General features: G+C 39.5%; 11 protein-coding genes. 3 read left to right on the forward strand and 8 right to left on the reverse strand.

From position 1 onward, the window contains the following. Positions 1-53 precede the first annotated feature (53 nt). From recD to H4J41_RS00845, 8 genes are all read right to left on the reverse strand, one after another. Positions 54-2,210, reverse strand: a complete 2,157-nt coding sequence (recD, locus tag H4J41_RS00810; RefSeq protein WP_259364432.1) for an exodeoxyribonuclease V subunit alpha — start codon at positions 2,208-2,210, stop codon at positions 54-56. Continuing rightward, positions 2,203-5,988: an exodeoxyribonuclease V subunit beta gene (gene recB / locus H4J41_RS00815; protein ID WP_182135517.1), complete on the reverse strand. Its 3,786-nt coding sequence runs from the start codon at positions 5,986-5,988 to the stop codon at positions 2,203-2,205. Before recB ends, recD begins: the two co-directional genes overlap by 8 nt. Continuing rightward, a complete protein-coding gene (locus H4J41_RS00820) occupies positions 5,985-9,851 on the reverse strand; it encodes an exodeoxyribonuclease V subunit gamma (RefSeq protein WP_182135516.1) in 3,867 nt (1,288 codons plus the stop codon). The genes recB and H4J41_RS00820 overlap by 4 nt, the downstream gene beginning before the upstream one ends. A 1,101-nt stretch (positions 9,852-10,952) precedes the next feature. Then, positions 10,953-11,291 carry a hypothetical protein gene (locus tag H4J41_RS00825; protein ID WP_182135515.1) on the reverse strand — a complete coding sequence of 113 codons (339 nt, stop codon included), beginning with the start codon at positions 11,289-11,291 and terminating at the stop codon, positions 10,953-10,955. Between the two features lie 83 nt (positions 11,292-11,374). Further along, entirely contained in the window at positions 11,375-12,427 is a 1,053-nt protein-coding gene (locus H4J41_RS00830) for an oxidoreductase (protein WP_182135514.1), read from the reverse strand. A 278-nt stretch (positions 12,428-12,705) separates the two neighbouring features. Beyond that, positions 12,706-13,653, reverse strand: a complete 948-nt coding sequence (locus H4J41_RS00835; RefSeq protein ID WP_182135513.1) for a class I SAM-dependent methyltransferase — start codon at positions 13,651-13,653, stop codon at positions 12,706-12,708. Positions 13,654-14,650: 997 nt separating this feature from the next. Then, positions 14,651-15,814 carry a murein transglycosylase domain-containing protein gene (locus H4J41_RS00840; RefSeq protein WP_182135512.1) on the reverse strand — a complete coding sequence of 388 codons (1,164 nt, stop codon included), beginning with the start codon at positions 15,812-15,814 and terminating at the stop codon, positions 14,651-14,653. Positions 15,815-16,148: 334 nt separating this feature from the next. After that, positions 16,149-16,454, reverse strand: coding sequence for a DUF2007 domain-containing protein (locus tag H4J41_RS00845; protein ID WP_182135503.1), 306 nt, complete (start codon positions 16,452-16,454; stop codon positions 16,149-16,151). Positions 16,455-17,006: 552 nt separating this feature from the next. Between H4J41_RS00845 and H4J41_RS00850 the strand changes: the two genes are divergently transcribed. From H4J41_RS00850 to H4J41_RS00860, 3 genes are read left to right on the forward strand one after another with little or no spacing between them, the layout of a single operon-like run. Beyond that, a complete protein-coding gene (locus tag H4J41_RS00850; RefSeq protein ID WP_310649783.1) occupies positions 17,007-17,891 on the forward strand; it encodes an ABC transporter ATP-binding protein in 885 nt (294 codons plus the stop codon). Then, positions 17,891-18,601, forward strand: a complete 711-nt coding sequence (locus H4J41_RS00855) for an ABC transporter permease (protein WP_182135501.1) — start codon at positions 17,891-17,893, stop codon at positions 18,599-18,601. The genes H4J41_RS00850 and H4J41_RS00855 overlap by 1 nt, the downstream gene beginning before the upstream one ends. After that, positions 18,602-20,320: a GldG family protein gene (locus tag H4J41_RS00860; protein ID WP_259364431.1), complete on the forward strand. Its 1,719-nt coding sequence runs from the start codon at positions 18,602-18,604 to the stop codon at positions 20,318-20,320. The last annotated feature ends 35 nt before the right edge of the window (positions 20,321-20,355 follow it).

A 20,355-nucleotide genomic window follows, 5' to 3' on the forward strand; every position in this document is an offset into this window, starting at 1 on the left:
TCTTAACTTACTTCTATAATTTCAATAAAGATGAACAATTAGGGTGATAAAAGCTAGTTTATTGCCAAGCCAGAATGGCGTTTAACTTGCTGACTTACGCCACTTTGCCAAACGCTCTGACTGCTAGCAATACTTAACTGCAGCTTAGCTCGAGTAATGCCAGTATATAATAATTCACGCGACAATAATCTATTGTCTTTTTGCTCAGGCAGCACCATAGCGACATGTTCAAACTCACTACCTTGAGTTTTATGGATAGTCATCGCATAAACCGTTTCAAATTTAGGCAAACGCGACGGCATTATCCAGTCATAACCACCCTGTGTATTCTCAAATACGGCCATTAAATGCCCTTGGCTATTACGCCATAGCAAGCCAATATCGCCATTGTATACACCTAAGCGATAGTCATTTTCACTGATCATTATCGGTTGACTGGCGTATAAGGTATTACTTGATTCAAAGCGATTAAAAGGAATTACCCCTTTATTACGCAATATATCAATCACTAAGGCATTTAGGCTTTCGACCCCTTGTGGGCCCTTACGCGTTGACGATAAAATTCTAAATTTAGCCAATAAGGCAAAAGCCTCTTCAACCTTGTCGCATTGACAAAGGCCTAGGTAATACTGCTCAACCAAGGGTGTAAGCCAAGTTTCAATAGTGCCCGATAATAAGGTGAGTTGTTTGTCGTTACTCGGTGGCTCGCTTGGTTGCAATAACTGCCAACTTTCTTGATATTGGCCTTTAATAACATAATTGGCGATTTTACCTATGCCACCTTCGCCATCAAAGCGACGACTTTTCATTAAAAAGGTGACGCAATCTCCGGCGCTGTATTGCTCATCTGCCGCTAATACGCTGCTATCTTTTGTCAGCGTTTGATAACCGGTTACCTGGGCTAAATATTGATGATTTAAAGCGCTGTAACCTAAGTGTGGACGCGGTGCAAAATCAGCTAAAACACTGCCAACCGCCACTGAAGGTAATTGATCAGCATCACCCAATAAAATGACTTTAGTGGTGGCTGGTAAGGCGCGAAAAATTCGCGTCATCATAGGTAAATCGACCATAGAGACTTCATCAATCAGTAAAATATCTATCGCGAGTTTATTTTCTTGATGATGGCGGAAATTGACCTGATCAGGAATAACGCCTAATAATCTATGTAGGGTTTGTGCTTGCTCTGGAATAAGGTCTAATACTTGATCAGCAATACTACCACGAAAACCTTGAACCGCATTGGTGATTGATTCTGATAAGCGTTGTGCCGCTTTACCTGTTGGCGCTACTAAGGCGATTCGTGGTGCCGTAAAACTTGCCCTATTTACGTTTATTTCGCTTGAGCTTTCATCCGTTAAGTTTTGGCTACCTTGACTTGAGTTTTCGCTATCTGCTATAGCTAACATGACCAAGGCAGCAAGCAGTTTAGTCACGGTATAAGTTTTGCCTGTACCCGGACCACCGGCAATAATGGCAAAGTCTTTATTCATCGCATTGGCTACGGCAACACCTTGCCAGTCAATCGCGCTACTGGGTAACTCATTCTGTGCGGCTAAGTCAGGAAATAAAGTACTGACAATGCTTTTGATGGTATCAAGTTCACATTTTGCTTGCTGGGTATTTCCAGCTGATTCAACTTGTCTTTCTCGACTGTTTCGTCGCTCTCGCACTAGCTGCTTTAGCTCTTGCTCAAATTGATAATAGCGCCGTAAATAAAGCCGTTCATGACTTAACACTATCGGTTGTTGCTCGGCCTCTATCTTTTGCTCCAAGTTTACTAAAGGAAGTTTTTCCATCAGCGCCGTAAAGGTTTTAAGGTCGGCAAATATAAAGCCCTTAGTATCTGTTGTTACCACTGTGGGGTTTTCGTTCACATCAGCACTTTGACTTGTGCCATCACTAAAGAGTCGTTTACCGGCGACTTGCGCTAAGGGTAAACAACTATGACCGTCTCGCAGACTCGCACTTAAAGCGATCAACAAATGAAACCATTGTTGTTGATTGGATAACAGTTGTTCATCACTTTGCATGTCATCAGTCTGTTTATCAGCTAAGTTATTAGTCAGGTAAAAACCCAGACATTGGCTGATTTCTTTAGCGAAAAAATAATCCACAGCAACCAAACCATCAAGTTGACTTGACGCATGTTGAAACGATGCATAAATATTTTCACTTTTTGCTTTATGGTTAATCATGACTTCAGGCATTAGTGGTTTCTCCAGCAAAAATATCATCAAGTTGATCTAATTCTGCGAGGGTAATTTGGCGATAATAAACACCACAATCTTGATGCTGAGTTTGGTTGCTCATACCACGTAAATACAAATAATAAATACCACCAAAATGCTGCTCGGGATCATAATCAGCCAAGGCATATTTTAGATGACGGTGTAATGCCAAAGCATAAATAAGATATTGTAAGTCGTAATGATTTTTCTCGATATTATGACGCATAGCCAGATCGTTATAATCACTATAGTGATCGCCTAAATGGCTAGACTTATAATCACAAACATAATATTTACCATCGGCCTGAAAAATCAAATCGATAAAACCATGCATCATACCTTTAAGTTGATGATAAGAAGGCAGATGCACTCGATGATTTTTAGCTATTTTGCTACTAGCATTACTATTTCTATGCTCGGTCAGCAGTTTTGTTAATAAACTACTACTTGCCGAGCGCATGGGGTAATAAAACTCGGTTTCTCGTAACGTATCTTGCAACTCAAGCTGAGCTAAAGACCAAGAGTTATTTACGTTAAGTGGCGTGTGTAATACCTCTTCTAACCATGTTATTAACCGTGTTTGGCCATGGTTTTGCGGCGTATTTTCGCCACTCTCTGCTGAACTCTCAATTGAACTATTTAAAGTGCTATCTGCCACACTTTCTATTACGCTATCTATAGCGCCATATTTTACCAGTGGCCAATGGCAGCTTTTTTGCCAATCAGGGGCTGAAAAGTCGGTTTGTTCTAAAATATCATGCAGTAAGTTACCGGTTTGTGCACCTTTGGTTAAGGTAAAACGTAACTCGTTAATATGACTTGATAGTGCGTTGTAGGTATTATCGCCTTGATCAGCAAGTTCGGTTTCTTGATTATCTCGATCAGGCGAAGAAACACCATTATGACGTAGATTTTTACTCAAAGCGGAGAATGAACTTAACCACCAATCACGCTCAATTTTACCCTCAAAACGCGCTACTTGAGCTTGTTTTTCAACGATAACCTTGGCATTGATTTCATCATTAGTGCTTTGGGTATTGATATTGGTATTGCCCGTGACTGAAATTTGCTTAGCTAAGGTTTCATTTGATAGCGTTTCTTTTGATAAGGTTTCTTGTGATAAGCTTTCTCCGGCTAAATAGTTGTCTAACACTGCAAGGGCTATTTCATCAGGATTGTCTTGCACTAATTGCTGCAAGCTGGTTGCCATATCAGTATCTGCCGACCATTTTAGTGTTTTACCTAAGGGAGAATTTTCATAATGGTCGAAAGCCGTGCTGAGAATATAACAGCGTTTTTCCGCGCGAGTAACCGCTACATATAACAGCCGAATAGCTTCAGCATAAGCTTCTGACGCCATGCGGGTTTTCGCATCGTCGTTACCGTCTAGGCTCTGTTGTAGCACGCCATTTTTATCATGAAATTCGATAAAACTGACCTGACGATTACCGAACTTAAGCGGGTCTTTATGACGCGTGGCAAACGGCACAAACACCACCGGATATTCCATACCCTTAGAGCCATGTTGCGTAATAATACGGATCAGGTTTTCGTCACTTTCTAAACGTAGCTCAGCTTCAACTTCTGGGTTGTCTATCTGGCTTTGTTGTTCAAACCAAAATAACAGCTCTTGCGGTTGACGATGTCGTTGACTTGCCCCTTGTAACAATTCAAACAAGTGCAATAAATTGGTTAATATTCTATCCGCATTATGCTTATCATCAGCGCTGTTATCTACAGCACTAATCTCAATATGAAAATGTTGATGCATTAACTGCAATGCCATACTGATAAAGCCTTTAAACTGCCATTCATTACGCAGTTTTTCAAAGCTAATTTTTAATGCTTGCCATTGTTGTTCGTCGTGCTGTAATTGCAATAACTTTTCACGATTAAAGCCCATTAATGGGCTGGCTAATGCGGCGGTATATAAACGGTCATTCTCTAAAAACAAAATACCTTTTAATAATTGCAGTAAATGCTTGGTTTCATCACTTTGCAATAAGTTGGCGCGATTACTCATAAACACGCTAGCTAACCCACATTGGTTTAAGGCAAATTTGATATCAGCCGCTTCGGCACCGTCGCGGACCAATAAAGCAATATCGCCACTCGCCATGTTAAGTTCAGGGCAAGCTAAGAGCCTGACAATTTCATTGGCACACCAAGCCGACATTTGCGTGCGATAGCCTTGTTTAACCGCTTTTTCTTTACCGTCTTTGCTTTTAGCATCCGCTTCAACATTAAAGTGAATAAACTGTAGGGCATTAAACTCGCGGTCTGGAAACACTTTTTCGTGCGCCTTGGCTGAGGCTTTAACCGGTAAATAAGGAATTTGATAACCAAAAACATCAACTGCATCGTCAGATAATTTATTACCGTAAAAGAAACGATTATAGCCGGTGATCATGGCAGCACTTGAGCGCCAATTGGTATCCATTAACCACTGATGGTCGCAGTCGTTTCGCGCTGAAAGGTAGGCAAAAATATCGCCACCACGAAAACCATAAATGGCTTGTTTAGGATCGCCTATCATGTAAAGTGCAGCACTTGGCTGATGATAATAAATTGCTTTTAATATCGAGAACTGTTGCGGGTCGGTATCTTGAAACTCATCAACCAGCGCGACAGGAAATTGAGCAAATATACTATTGGCCAACACCTGATCAGGCGCTTGCCCTGATTTAGGCGTCAAACAATCATTTAACGTGCTAATTAAATCGTCAAAGCCCATCACATTCGCTTGCAGTTTTTTTCGGGTGATTTCTGCGCGGATATGATAAATACCTTTTCTCACCACCAACAAAGCTTGTGCACGATTAATCTGTTTTGCTAAATCAGGATGTTGTTTTTTAACCCTATTGACCGCGGTAAAAATTTCAATTAATTCGCTTTTCACTTTCGAGCGACCGTAACGTCGACCATCAATAAAAGCATCAGGCATTTTGCCGTGCTTACCTGCAACATCAGCCGACAGCTCTGCTAACCAATGGAGTAATAGCGTTAACTCTTGTTGGCGCTTTTCTTGTTCTACGCCCTTTTTAACCTCAATGAGCGAGGTGGTTAACATGGTTATATTGGCATCTAAACTAGCAATGGCTTCCTCAACTAAGCCTTTAAATTCAACGCTAATATTTTCTGGGTCTTGCACGTTCAAGACGTTTTGTGTCGCTAACGCTTTAGAAAACTGATTAATAAAAGTAGCTGGCTCTGGCCAAAATTCGCTGACCAACTTAAAGGCTTGGCCGTTATTTTCGGCCCCTAATGCCAATACGCGATACCAGTCTTGGCAAGCTTCTAAGGTGATATCTTGGGTGTTAGTTTCCATTTGGGCATTAAAGCTAATACCGCTGGCAAAAGCATATTGGTTCAGTACACGCTTACAAAAACCATGAATGGTAAAAATAGCGGCTTCGTCGATATACAATAAGGCCTGGCTTAAGCGCGCTTTTACTTCACGACTACCAATATTTTTATCGACCAGGTTTTGGTTCAAGGTTTTAAAGTAAGCATCCTGAACAATTAATGTATCCCAGCTGTGCAGGCTTTCTCGAATAAAATCATCAATACGACCACGAATTTCTTCTGTCGCGTCTTTGGTGAAAGTCATCACCAAAATCTGTTCAATCGGTAATTCTCGCTCTAATAATAAGCGTAAAAATATTCGGGTGATATTATGCGTTTTACCTGTACCGGCACTGGCTTCAATTAAATGTTTGCCTTGCAGTTCAATAGTATTGGCGTTTAAATTTTTCATTTTTTAGCTCCCTGCCCTTTTGCTGCTACCTTTACTGACTGCAGGGCATCGAACATTGGCTGATACAAAGCAAGTAATCTGGGTGATATTTTTTGATAATCAGGACATTGTGGCCAAAAATATTGTACATAGGCTTCATCACCAAAGGCTTGAAAGCTATTACTGTCAGACCAAAACTGTTCAAACTGTGTTTGTTCAAAAACTTTGCTCTTGCGTATTTTTTCTGCAATATCACCATTAAGTAATAGTGGTTGCTGCTGGCCTAAATAAAACGTTACGATTAAGCGTAATAATTGCCCTTTGGCATCATCAATATCACTAAAGTAGAATTGGCTTGGCTTTTGGCTTTTGGTGTCAAAATAGTAGCCATGTGTAGCGGCCACATTGGCATATAATGCCGTTTTCGCTGGTGCTGACTTGCTTTGTAAAGCCTCAACTTGTGCAACTTGAACAATAAGTTGGTGTAAATACAAGGTAAATAAGTCTTTCGCTTTCGCACTACTGCTGCGATAAAACACCGCCTTGTTATCAACAATAGTTAATTTACTCTCAAGGGTTAAGCTTTTAGGTAACACAGTTTTTAAGCTGGCTAGTTCATTGCTTGAATATAGGCTGTCATCAAAAAGTACGTTATTGGTTAAAGCATCAGCTAAGTTCAGCGTGACGCTACAATCTATGGGCTCAAGGGTTAAGCCTTCATTTTGTGCTAATTCAGTGATAATGAATTGGCTGAAATCTTCGCTGTCTTTTTGCCAACCTTGTATTAGCTCATCAGTACTGGGTAAGTCGGGCAAGTTTCCTGACAGCTTAGCGCTAAGTAATATTTCATCACAGCTTTGTTTACTTTGCGCCGGTGCTAGGTAATAGCTCAGCAAGTCTTGTCTTAGCAAGTAGCTATCGAGTCGGTTAGGTACAAAAGGCTCTACGTCATTAATCAATGTATTGCTGTTGTCTAAATACAAATAAAGTGCTCGTTGAGCGTAATAACGCCCAGGATGCTGATAAAAGCGAATAACATCATTAGCTGATAAATTTTCAGGATTGCCGGCTGTATTGGCATCAACGGCTGTTATGGTGTTATTTTCTACGCTGCCTTCTAGGTTATGCTCTGTGCTATTTGTCGAAACATTTGCTGAAACATTTGTCGAAATATCTACAACACTATGTTCTGATGCATGGGTAACCGCATTGCCAAGTTCAGCTTTTGCTTGGCGCAAGTGTAACCAGTTGGCATCAAAGCTGGCAAATGCACCTAGGTAATTTTTCTCGCTAAACGCCTGCATAGGTAATTGTCTAACTTGGCCCTGTGCATTGCTTGCCGCTTCGGTATTTAAACCGAGTAACTGCCAACCATAACCGCGAGCAAGATATTCCATCAGCTCTTTTAATACCAACGACGGTTGACGGTCTTTATTGTTCTTAATATTTTTACCTTGATAGCTTAAATACAAAGCTTGGCGGGCAGAAATGATTGCCTCTAAAAATAAATATCGGTCGTCACCTCGGCGCGATCTGTCACCTAATTGCGCTGGTGTGGTGGTCATTAAATCAAAACTGAGTGGTTGGCGCTGGCGCGGAAATTCGCCATCGTTCAAGCCTAATACCGCAATTATTTTAAAGGGAATACTGCGCATAGGCAGCATAGAACAAAAGGTAACTTGCCCAATCATAAACTGTCGACCCGGATCGGGCTGACTGAAGTGACTATTTAAAAAATCACGAATAACCGCCAAACTAATCGCGCTGTCGTAAGCGCCATGCTGACAATATTCCACTAACGACTCAATGGCGGTGCGAATAATGTTCAAACCATTATCGCTTTCGTCGTCAAAAAGTTGTTGCAATAGATCAAACAAAAATTGCTGCCATTGCACGGCTGTGCGTGCTTTTGACATGCTAACAGCGGTTAGTTGTAACTGCTCAATAATCAACATGAGTTTGCCAAGTAGCTCACTGTCGCTGCCTTCGATAGTAGGCAATAACAGCTGATTTTGGTAAATCACACTATGGTCTGCAAAAGCAAAACCGCGCATTAAACGGCTTAAACCTTGTTGCCAAGTAAAACTGTTACTGGCGCTGTTGAGATCTGAAGCCACTGGTTCATTTTCTTGCTTATGAGGCTCTTCCCTCACGTCACCCGCTTGGCTTTGCGTTAACACTTGTTGTTTATGGGCTTTATCTAAACCCCAATGCACACAAGAAAGTTCAAGCCAATGGGTAATTTTTTCGATGTCGTCAAGGTTAATACCAAAACGAGATTGCATCGCCGGCAAGCGTAATAAAGCAATTAAACTTGACACTTGAAAGCGGCTATCGGGCAAGGTTAATAACTGGGCAAACGCCGCTACTAACGGCTCGGCGTCTTTACTAATGCGATCAGCAATCGAACAAGGTAGCGGTGGCACTTCGTCAGCAACATCTTGCCAGCCTCGCGTAAAAACGGCATTAACATAAGGTGCATATTGCTCAACTTGCGGGCACATTACTAATACGTCTTTTGGCGTTAAGCTTTTGTCTTGATTAAATTGATGTAATAACCAGTCGTGTAAACCCTGCACTTCACGCAACGCACTGTGAGCACTGGTGATCAAAATTGAGCCATCAACTTTTGGCGCTTGTTCAGGGCTTTGCGGCTCTTGATGACGAGCATCTGACAAAGATAAAATGTCTTGCTGAACACTCGCTAAAACATTGGCTTGTGACATGATTTTTGAAATGGCTTCAGGACTAGAGTTAGCTTGCTCAGCGCTATTTAAGTCTGCAACGGCTGATTCAAAAACCTCAATATTGATTGTGCTGTACTGGTATAAAAGCGCCATAAATTCTCGGCCTTGCTGGCCCAAGTTGGCTAATAGAGGATTACCTACTGGCTGGTTTATATCGGCTAAATCAGCATTAAGACTTTGCTTATCAACACTTTCATCACTCACCTCATTGACTTGTTCCGCCGAAAAGTCTGTGCCTTTGAGCCAAGCTTCAATGGCATTTTTTTCTGTCACCACATCGCCCCAATAAGCATAACAAGGGTTTAAATGGAAAAAATGCACATCAATTTTCTCACTTAAGGCATTAATAAACTCAAGCCAAAGTGGCGCCATGGCATTAATGCCAAAAAATGATAAGCGATGCGGTAACGCTTGTGCTGTTAATCGGTCAAGATTATTTAAGTTTTTTATCGCCAGTGCGACCAGTTCACGAGGATTATAAGGTTGTTCGCGCACCAATAAATGCCAGAGCTTGCCTTGCCAAATAGCATTACTTTCAATATCTTGTTGATTATCATCTGATATTGTTGAATGCTCACTCGCTTGTTGATCAAAAGCGCTAAATTCACCTTGGTGCCAAGCGTGGATCCATTCAGGACGAAATATTAAATATTGCTCATATAAATCAGCTAACTGACAAGCCAACTGATAACGTTTTAACTGCTCAGCATCACTGTAACTTTGACCAGCGGCGTTTTTATTAGCCGTCTTGTTAACATTTTCTGAGTTATTGGCTTTAGCTTGCCAATAATCACTAGCTACTTGAAACGAGACATCATCAATGACTTCATTTGAGGCTAATAAAGTGTCGATGCGCCAAGCAAGTACTTCTCGTGAATAAGGCGATTGCTCAGGCACGTCTTCATCGCTGGCTAAATTTCTAATTAAATTCCACAAAAATTGTGATGGTAAGGCATAACGCATATTCATGCTAATGCCTCGCTGCTCGGCCAGTGACATATTCAGCCAATGTTGCATACCGGCATTTTGCACAATAACAGTGTCTTGAGCGAAAACAGGAAGTGGGGAGAGTTGCTGAATTTTATCAAGCAGCACTAACAAATTTTCCATTTTGTTAGCGGGATAAAGATAGAACAAGTGCGCGCCTTTTTAGCCAGGTTTTTTTATAGTTAAATTTAACCACATCACGCACGATAACACTAGCGGTTGTTGTCTCATAGGTATTGAAAATCATTGAATAAAAAGCATATTAGATAAACTAAACACCTTTCGCTTCATTTGAAGTTAAAGCAAAGATATTATTTAAGAGCACTGTGATACTCAGGCCATTTTAAGGTGTAGTTTCAGCGTTAAACGAGGAAATAAGATCAAGTCGGGATACCATGATAATGGTTATTCTCTTCACAAAAATATCGGGGATATTTTGAACAGTTTTGGCTAGTCTATAGGCAAAAAGCATGATCGCCTGAAGTAATCCGTGCCTTCTGGCTAAACCTTTGTCGACTTGCAAAAGCCTGCTTCTTGAGGTGGAACGGGTATATATGCAGATCGGCGAATAACCTGCTTTAACAACAACGATTATTAGTAATTTGGCTCTGTTCCACAACACGGTTATTAGGTTATGAAGTCTAATTACAAAAGGTTATAAAAATGAGTATTGAACCAAGATTGCTTTTACCGATGATAGTCTAGCCTTTAAGCATTTTTTTGTAGATCTTTTATCGGTTTTTTGTCGGTTTTTGTAGGTCGGACTTCAGTCCGAAAAACGTTTAGCAGCCAATTAACATAATAGGTCAACCGACATCTGCAGCGGCATATTTTTTTATCAGCATTTATGCCAATAACCGTTAAATTTCATTTAACTTGATGGACTAAAGTCCAACCTACATGGAAAAAACGTTTAGTGGCCAATTAACATAATAGGTCATCCGACATCTGCAGCGGCATATTTTTTATCAGCATTTATGCCAATAACCGTTAAATTTCATTTAACCTGATGGACTGAAGTCCAACCTACATGGGACAAACGTTTAGTGATTTTTTTGTAGGTCGGACTTTAGTCCGTCAAGCTTACCGCGAATACAAAACGTAGTGGGATAAAGCCAAACAGAAAAATAAACTGAAAGCTATTTTTCTTTAAATCTGACAGCTCAAAACTTCAAACTGAGCGCTGTTTTTTTTAAAACCTGATGGACTGAAGTCCAGCCTACATGGAACAAAAAATTAGTAAAATTGGTGTTAGTCAGTGCCCGCTTTTAACTCTATAGAGATAACTTTTGGCCAGATATAAGAAAAAAGCCAATTTACGAAGAAATAAACCACAAGCAGTACAACAATACGAACGTCTGAGTCATAGCCGCTAAATTCTACCAGTTGCTTACCCGTAAGCATTAAAAATATTAATGTCGCTAAAAAAATAGCAAACCAGATACTTTTGGACTTTCCTGTTGAAACACAAAGGCTACCGCAGCTTTTACACTTTACCTCAGAGAGTCCAAACCGTTTAAGTGGTAATAACTTGTTTACATCACTTTTTGAAATAAGTGCATTTTGACAATTTGGACAAAGAATATTCATTTTAAACCTTACAGCTATTTCAGCAGGAAAATATAGCTGGCTAAAGTAAGCGACACAGCCGCAAAAAACAAATTTTATTTATCCTATTTTAGTCGATCATAGTTTTTAGCTGTAGATATCATCATTTTCTTACCACTCTCACTGCTTATTTCCGCTAATTCAAGTATCTTTAAAACCTCTACTGCATCAGCTGGATTAACTGGATTACAACCACCTAACTTTATAGCTTGAGCAATTTCTAAGTAGTATTGCTTGTAGCAACCCTGCTCAGTTTCTATCGCTGTACTCGAAAACTCAGAGTATAAACGACCATAGTTTTCCTCATTTTCGACACCATACAAGGAATTTATTGGGCTTATACCCTTTTTTAGTTGCTCTTCTTGCGGGTCAAAACCATATTTAATGAAACTTCCTTTTGTTCCTTCAATACGAAAGCGCATATTGGGAGCCGCTGAAAATGAACTTGCATGGAGAACAACTTCAAGATTTTCATAATGAAGTTGCACGTGAAAATAGTCCGTGGTTTGAGAGTTTGCTCTTAATGGTAAACATCTTGCCGTTAATGCTTCAGGCAGACCAAAAATATTGATGGCTTGATCCACTAAATGCGAGCCTAGATCAAACCATATTCCAGAGCCCTTTCCTGCTTGTTCTCTCCATCTTTGCCTAACGATAGGCCGAAAACGATCATAATGAGATTCAAAGTATCGAACATCTCCAAGTTGATTGTTTTTTAAAAGCTTTTTAACCGTTAAAAAATCGCCATCCCACCGCCTGTTATGAAAAACAGACAGTAATAACCCTTGCTTTTTAGCTAAGTCTACTAGCTCCTGCGCTTCTACACTGGTGGTAACCATAGGTTTTTCTATAACGACATTAATGCCATGTTCTAAGCACAATTTTGCCAATGAATAATGCACATTATTTGGCGCTGTGATGACAATTAATTCAAGGTTTCCACTCGTTATTAACGCTTGTGCCGTATCAAAAATGGCAATATTAGGATGTTGCTCCCTTACTAATTCTTTTTGAGAACTATTTATCGCGACTAACTCCATATATTCTGATGTTTCTATCAGGGGAATATGAAATGTTTTAGCTGAATATCCGTATCCTATTACACCCACTTTTATCATGTAAAAATAACCTGTTTTTATGACCCGATGAATTTATTGAAAACTAAGATTTTATTAAACATCATTCTAAAGTTTTTTGCCAAACTCAAGAGAAACGCCTTAGTACCAAGCCATTGATGATTCATAATAAAATAAGCGGAAAACCCATTAGACAGATTTCCCTTGTTATACACATAATTTTATCGACGGCCGTGCTCATCTATTTTGGCAGTACAGTGAAAAAATAAAATCGTTTATTTGGCCACAGTTTTTTGGTCTATGCGCTAACGAGACATAGCTTAAATCTTTTCAAATACTGTCACTCTGAGCTTTCGATCGACATTCTCATCAGGAAAGTCACACTCACTGGTAAAGCGATCAATCATTTTCAAGGTATGAGTCGATGCGGTAATAATTTCGGCATCTGACTGATCCCACGTTGCATCAAAGCGATGAAACATGCAAATCAACCAGCCTCCTGGGTTTAAAAGCTTTGAGCATAGACTGACCAATCTCGCAAAGTCTTGCCCTTTAGGTTGATGCTCTGAATGAGGTGACTTATACACTTTTGGCGGCGGATCTAAAATAATACCGTCGAAGGTCTGGCCACGCTTTATTGCTTTAGGCAAATGCTTATAGATATCACCCTGTATAAAGCTGCGCGTGCCAAGGTCAAGGCCATTTTTTTCGTAGCTTTTTTCGATACGGGGTAACAAGTCTTTCGACTTATCCAAATGAATAGCGGCTTTTGCACCACCTTTTAAAGCAGCAATACCTAGACTACCAGTAAATGAAAATAAGTTGAGAACACGGCGACCCTCACTATGATCAGCTAACCATTTTCGCACTGGACGCGCATCAAGATACAAACCGCAGTTATGCATAGCATCTGGTAGTAAACTGTAATAAACACCATATTCTTTAACAAATTCTGGAGCGTCGGAAAAATCACCATGTAGCGCAAACATTCTGTCCTTCAACCGTAATCCAAGTAATTGGTCACCTTTGGCTAGAATTAGTGTAAAGGGAAAGTGCTGTAGCAGTGCATCTTTAATCGCATCAAGATCGTCACGAATATCCTCTTTATATTCAACCACAGCCATAGTACCGAATTTTTCAATAACAACACTTTTTGCGCCTTCAGCGTAACCATGAAAAACACGCCAACAATCAAATTCATCAGACTCATGTAAAACTTTTCGATCATTCCATGCTTTTGCGATTAAATCATGCCAGTTAATTGTCAATTCTATGCCCTGCCCGTATGTGTTTTTTAGTCTTGATTCCCACCTGAAATAAAAGGATGCGGGGACTCTAACTTATTGAGCTAGCATTATAACGAACCATAGCTTGTGTTAATACTGATATCCACACAGAAACAAAGTTCCTGTAAAGGCTCCCTGTAAAAACCCTGCCAAAATACATAATTTTCACATACGTCTTACTAAACTAGTGATAATAACCTGTGATAAATAGTTGGCTATTCATATTTGGCCCATGACAGTAATCACTGGCTTTACGGTTGACGGACTAAAGTCCGACCTACAAAAAACGCCTAACGCTACATAATCACTCACAGGCACTATTTAGATTGGACTTCAGTCCATCAAGTTAAATGAAATTTAACGGTTATCAGCACAAATACCGAGCAACAAAAGTAATACACAGCTGCAAGTTCTTTTGGCCCATGACAGTAATCGCTCGCTAAACGGTTGACGGACTAAAGTCCGACCTACAAAAACGCCTAACGCTACATAGTCACTCGCAGGCACTATGTAGGTTGGACTTCAGTCCATCAAGTTAAATGAAATTTAACGGTTATCAGCACAGATACCGAGTGAGAAAAGTAATACACAGCTGCAAGTTTTTTTGGCCCATGACATTAATCACTGGCTTTACAGTTGACGGACTAAAGTCCGACCTACAAGAAACGCTTAACGCTATATAGTCACTCGCAGGCACTATTTAGGTTGGACTTGAGTCCATCAAGTTAAATGAAATTTAACGGTTATCAGCACAGATACCGAGTGAGAAAAGTAATACACAGCTGCAAATTTTTTTGGCCCATGACAGTAATCACTGGCTAAACGGTTGACGGACTAAAGTCCGACCTACAAAAAAACACCTAACGCTATATAGTCACTCACAGGCACTATGTAGGTTGGACTTCAGTCCATCAAGTTAAATGAAATTTAACGGTTATCAGCACAGATACCGAGTAACAGGGCTGCACAACAGCGCTATTTACAAATAGGTTTTTTCAGCTTTAGTTACCTTCTCTAAATAACGACGAGATTCTACCTTTGGGTGCTTTTTAGTGAGCAGATAATAAACAACTTTAGGCGATTTAGTATTGAGTACTTTCATCGCGGTTTTACGATTACCATGAAAGGTTTTTAATACATTGCCGCTGCCGCCATTATAAGCTGAAATAATGGCGTAATGACGACTGGTGTCATTGCTAACATCTTTCAAATAATTGTTATTGAGAATGTGTAAATAGGCTGAGCCAATATCAATATTAAACGCAGGATCAAAGAGTTGCTGCTTGCTTGGCATACCTTTTTTCTTTTTAATACGTTGAAAAACATCGGCTCCAGCGGTACTAGGCACAACTTGCATCAAACCATAGGCATTAGCGGTACTTACAGCAAATGGGTTAAAACTACTTTCGGTTTCAATGATGCCGTAGATCAACTCTGGTGATATTTGATAACGATTAGCCGCCGCAAGTACATGCTTACTGTATTTTTGTTCACGTAAGTGTTGATGTTTTTCAACCATTTTAATGCTAACAGCATAAATTTGTTTTCGATTTTTGTTGTATTTCTGTAAATTAAATTCTGTTAAGTACTTAGAAAATCGATTAGCACGCCATGAGTATTGAATAGGCTTATTGTCGCGATCAAGCACCTGTTGGTACAAATATGGTGTGCCGGAGAGTTGTGGCGCTTCGCTTGAAAATATATCAGTTTTTCGAGGATCTGATGTTGCTAATAAAGTAGTCACAATGGCACGCTGTAAATTGTGCAAGGTTTTAGCCTGAGACTGAGCCGCTAAAGTTTCGATTAAAATGCTGCCTTTTTCAAAATCAACAATGGCACGCGCTTGGTAGTCGTTAGTATATTTAACCAGTTTTTTATTGCTCGGTATTTGAGGCTTAGCTTCGCCCCACACATCACCTATATGCTTACTTAACTCTTTAAGCAGCACTTTGATATTATTGACATCTTGCTGAATAAGTCGATTAGTTTCAACCGCTTGATGAGCAATGGTAATAAAATCCGTATCGTTAGCATTTATTTGTTTAATTAAGCTTTCAGCACTACGAATTGAACTGAGGTTAGGTATGCTCTTACAACTGGTTAAACTTATGACTATAAATAACAACAACACTTTTTTAAACATTAAACAACGACCTTTAGTTTATTTGCTTGCCACATAGCACTATATAGATTCATCTGCTGTAAAGTACAAAATAGCTTAATAATATAAAGCGAATGCTTTGCACTCTGCTTTTTGTGACCTTTATCAAACGAGTTGGACTCACTGTACTAGCGGTAAATGCAACACTTATCGTAATGGGCTTCATTAAAATAATGCTGGTTAGTTCATGGTAATTAGACCAGGTCATTTAACCTTATTAAAAAATAATTTGCCACGATTAAACCAAGTGGCTCGCTATTATTAACCTTTGCTGTAAGTTGAAATCTAGAGCTGTGCTCTACCTCATGGCGTGTTGTTATGAGTTTTCAGACGCGCAATTCCAACATATTTCAAAAGACTGGGCATTTTTCTCTGAGCAGTTTGTGCAGGTCCAGTCCTCGCCATCAATGTCACTCTGTGATGAGTCTAATATTTCTGTCGCACGTTCCAAGTCGGCATCATCTGTAACCCAAACTTCAGGCCAAGAGTCGAAAGCGGAGATTTCTCCTATAGCGCCCTGAGAAAATTCATTTTTAATAAATGTGCTTATTCCTTGTGCTTCAATAAGGTTTTTAACATTACTAACCAGTAAAAGGCTTTCGTTGGAATATACTATTTTCATAATTAAATTCACCTAAGCATTTAATCAGAGAAACTTCCCTCTGATTTATTTTATATATTAATAACAAAACTTTGCCAGTATTACCAATGCTCGCTTATAGATAAACTAGCTATTTGTCTTATTTTTCACCTCAAAAAGAAATAATATGGCCAAGTAAATGTACCGCCAAAATTATGCAAAAAAATCTTGATACTTATATTTAGTAAATAGTAGCAAGGTGTTGTTTATAAAACACTAAAACAGTTTTTTCGTGCTACACTGCTTTAGTTTTTTTTATTGGTTAATCGCGTTTTTTGACCGCGCTTTATTAATGCTATTTTACTAGTGGCTAAGTCTAACGATGAGTATTCTTGCTGTTTTACCTCACTATAATTTTGTAACACACGCGCAGTGAGAAAATAGCTTCAAACTAGTGGCTGGCGCTTATATTGACCTAAGCATAAAAACTAGCAGACATGAGCAATGTCATAGATAATCTGTGTTAACAATAATATTTATGATCAAATATTATTGAAGTCAGATTTATTAAGCGTAATTATAAAAGGCTATTGAGTGAGTATTTTAACAGTTGAGCATATCAGTAAAAACTTTGGCGCACTGCAGGCGGTAGATAATGTTAGCTTTGAAATTAACCAAGGCGATATTGTTGGCTTTTTAGGTAAAAATGGCGCGGGTAAAACGACCTTAATGCGGATGATAACCGCTTTTCTTGCCCCCTCTTCTGGCAGAATTTTCATTGATGGCGACGACATCACTAAACACTCGTTAACTATCCGGAAAAAAATTGGTTACCTACCCGAAAATCCGCCTTTGTATACCAATATGACCGTATTGCAGTATGTAAAGTTTGCGGCCGAAATAAAAGGCGTTACCGCGAAAAAACAAGCCGTTCAGCTCGCTAAAGTATTAGAAGACTGTCAATTAGAGCAGGTTAAACACAAAACTATTTCAACCTTATCTAAAGGCTATAAACAAAGAGTGGGTATTGCTCAAGCGATTATTCATGAGCCTAAATTACTTATTTTAGATGAGCCCACCAGTGGCCTTGACCCCATGCAAGTTCAACAAGTGTTAGCACTTATTAACAACCAAAAAGAACAAAGAACCGTGTTACTGAGCACACATACCTTGCCTGAAATTGAAAAAATAGCCCAACGTATTTTAATGATTAAATCTGGGCAACTTATTATTGATCAGTCATTAAAAACCTTGCTAAAAGGCACCGATCAGCAAGCTAACATCGACAGCGATAATCTAGTTAAAGGCAATATAAATACCGCTGATGAAAACAGTGCCAAAGATGAAAATAGCCAAGCTCAAGCATTAACCTTAGAGCAAATATTTTTTAACCATCACCAAGAGTCAGCGCCTTTATCATCAAAAAAAACCATCCAAACACCCATACAAACACCAAACCAAAATGTAAGTAATTACTGATGAATAAAATTATCGCACTGACCAAAAAAGAGCTACATAGCTACTTCAGCAGCCCTGTGGCCTACATTATTCTCATTGCTTGTTTGTTGTTATTTAATGTGCTTTTTTTTATGCTGATAGAGCAAAATAGAGAAGTGTCATTACGAGACATCTTTCAAGTGATGGAGTTTATGTTTATTTTTATCATACCCTTATTAACCATGAAGTTATTTGCCGAAGAAAAAGCTAACGGCACCATGGAATTTTTGCTCACCGCTCCCTTAACACCGAGTATGATCGTGTTAGGTAAATACTTTAGTATGCTAATTTTTTACTCACTGTTAATTAGCATCACTGGCATTTATTATTTTATTGTTGAGTATTATGGCAATCCCGACCCTTACAGTATTTTATCGGGTTATGTGGGTATTTGGTTAGAAGGCGCACTTTTCATCGCCATAGGTTTACTGACTTCGTCGTGGACACGAAATCAAATTATTGCCGCGATGACCTCGTATCTGATCCTATTCTCACTGTATTTTTCAATCAGCTTTACCAAGTATTTCACCGGCTTTGCAGAAAACTTTTTGATCCAACTCAGCACTCGTAGCCATCTTGAAAATTTCGCTATGGGTATTATCACGGCCAGCGATGTTGTCTATTACTTAGCCGGCATTGTGCTCTGTTTGGTATTAACTGGCTTGAGCATCAACCATAGGTTGTGGCAATAAATGATGATTAAAAACAATAAAACTTTACTGCTTAAAAAGTTATTACCTACGTTGATTGGCGCAGCGCTCTTGCTATTTATATTAGGTTTAGCGTTATTTTATATCAATGCGCAATTTTCTTTGCTGTCATTAAGCCTTGCTAGTGGCCTTACATTAGGCGGCGGCATAGCATTTTTAGTTTTGCTCAAGCTTAACAGTCAGCTTAATCAGACTGACGCTAAGGCGATAAAGGCGGCATTCAATGCCACTAATTCACCTGATACTAATCAAGGCAAGGCTAAGCCCCGTTTTATTAGCCCACAAGGGAAAAAAGTCTGCCTTATTTTTACTATGATTATCGCGAGTATAGGTTTTCTGGCTATCAGTCATTATGCGGCCAATAGCATAACCACGCGATGGGATGTCACGGTAAGTCAACAACACACCTTAACTAAAAACACTATCGAGTTTATTAGCACACTGAAAGAAAAAGTTGAATTAACCGCGTTCTATGTCGGTTTGCCACCAAAATATTTACAAGATTTATTTAAGGAATATGAAAGGCTTTCTGCTGGCCTGATCAGCACGCAAATAATTGACCCAATAGAGAATATTTCATTCGCTGCTAAGTTTGGCAATGTAGTCAGTGGCGCCGAACGTAAGGTTATTGTCCAGTCAATTAATGGCCGCAAAGATGTTGATTTTAGCGATGACGCACTGACAGAAGAAAAACTCACTAATGCCATTGCCCGCGCTAGTAGCCCGCCAAGACAGCTTTACTTTCTCACTGGCCACGGTGAATATTCACTGGCAAACACCGACAATGTCGGTTTATCGACCTTTAAAAAATTATTGGCTGATAACAATATTAACAGTAAGCCACTGATGTTAGGTATAACTCAGTCGATCCCTGCTGATTGCGATGTGCTAGTTATTGCCGGTGCTCGCACTGAACTTACAACACAAGAAGATAAGTTAATCATTGATTATTTAAGCGCCGGTGGTGATGCCTTATTTCTGATTGAACATACCAGAGTTACCACGCCTGATAAGCCACTAACCGCAGAACAGCTACAGCAAAATCCGTCATTAAATAGCATTATTAATCAGTGGGGACTTAAGGTTAAATCCGACATTGTGGTTGATTTAACCAACCATGTCGGTAACGATGTTGGCAGTCCTGCCACCAAAAACTACCAAAAGCATAAAGCCATTACCCAAGGTTTAGATTATACCTTTTACGTTAGGCCGCGCTCCATTGAGATGTTAGCCCAACGTCGCCCAAGTATTAAGTTAGCGGTTATTGCCGCAACGGCATCAACAGAAAAAAGTTGGGCAGAAACTAACCGAAATTTAGCGATTCAATATGATCAAGGCATAGACACCCCTGGTCCAGTGCCCATTTCTTATGTGGTACTTGAAGAGCATAAAGAGATAACTGCTAGCCCGAATAAAGTGCAAGCGCCTCGTTCTGATACCCGAATGATTGTTTTTACCGATGCGGATTTCTTAACCAATGTTTATATTAATCAATACAGTAATGCCCAAATGGGGCTAAATATTGTCAACTGGTTAGCTGAGACAGATTATCAGACTTTTTTAAGTGCGAAGGTTATAAAAGTTGAACGCTTAGATTTAACCAGTAAACAAAAACGTCAGGTCATGGTAATATTATTTTTCAGCCTATTTTTCTTTGTTATTGTTGGCATAGTGGTTTGGTTAAAATCAAAACAGCATTAATATTAGCTATTGCCTTTTAACATTGCCCGTTAACA

The sequence above is a fragment of the Colwellia sp. MB3u-45 genome (assembly GCF_014077005.1).
GTDB lineage: Bacteria > Pseudomonadota > Gammaproteobacteria > Enterobacterales > Alteromonadaceae > Cognaticolwellia.

Bases quoted from the DNA above. Each gene is read 5' to 3' on its own strand.
- H4J41_RS00845 (WP_182135503.1), bottom strand. From the start codon at position 16,454: ATGAAAATAGTATATTCCAACGAAAGCCTTTTACTGGTTAGTAATGTT.
- recB (WP_182135517.1), bottom strand. From the start codon at position 5,988: ATGAAAAATTTAAACGCCAATACTATTGAACTGCAAGGCAAACATTTA.
- H4J41_RS00860 (WP_259364431.1), top strand. From the start codon at position 18,602: ATGATGATTAAAAACAATAAAACTTTACTGCTTAAAAAGTTATTACCT.
- H4J41_RS00825 (WP_182135515.1), bottom strand. From the start codon at position 11,291: ATGAATATTCTTTGTCCAAATTGTCAAAATGCACTTATTTCAAAAAGT.
- H4J41_RS00855 (WP_182135501.1), top strand. From the start codon at position 17,891: ATGAATAAAATTATCGCACTGACCAAAAAAGAGCTACATAGCTACTTC.
- H4J41_RS00830 (WP_182135514.1), bottom strand. From the start codon at position 12,427: ATGATAAAAGTGGGTGTAATAGGATACGGATATTCAGCTAAAACATTT.
- H4J41_RS00840 (WP_182135512.1), bottom strand. From the start codon at position 15,814: ATGTTTAAAAAAGTGTTGTTGTTATTTATAGTCATAAGTTTAACCAGT.
- recD (WP_259364432.1), bottom strand. From the start codon at position 2,210: ATGCCTGAAGTCATGATTAACCATAAAGCAAAAAGTGAAAATATTTAT.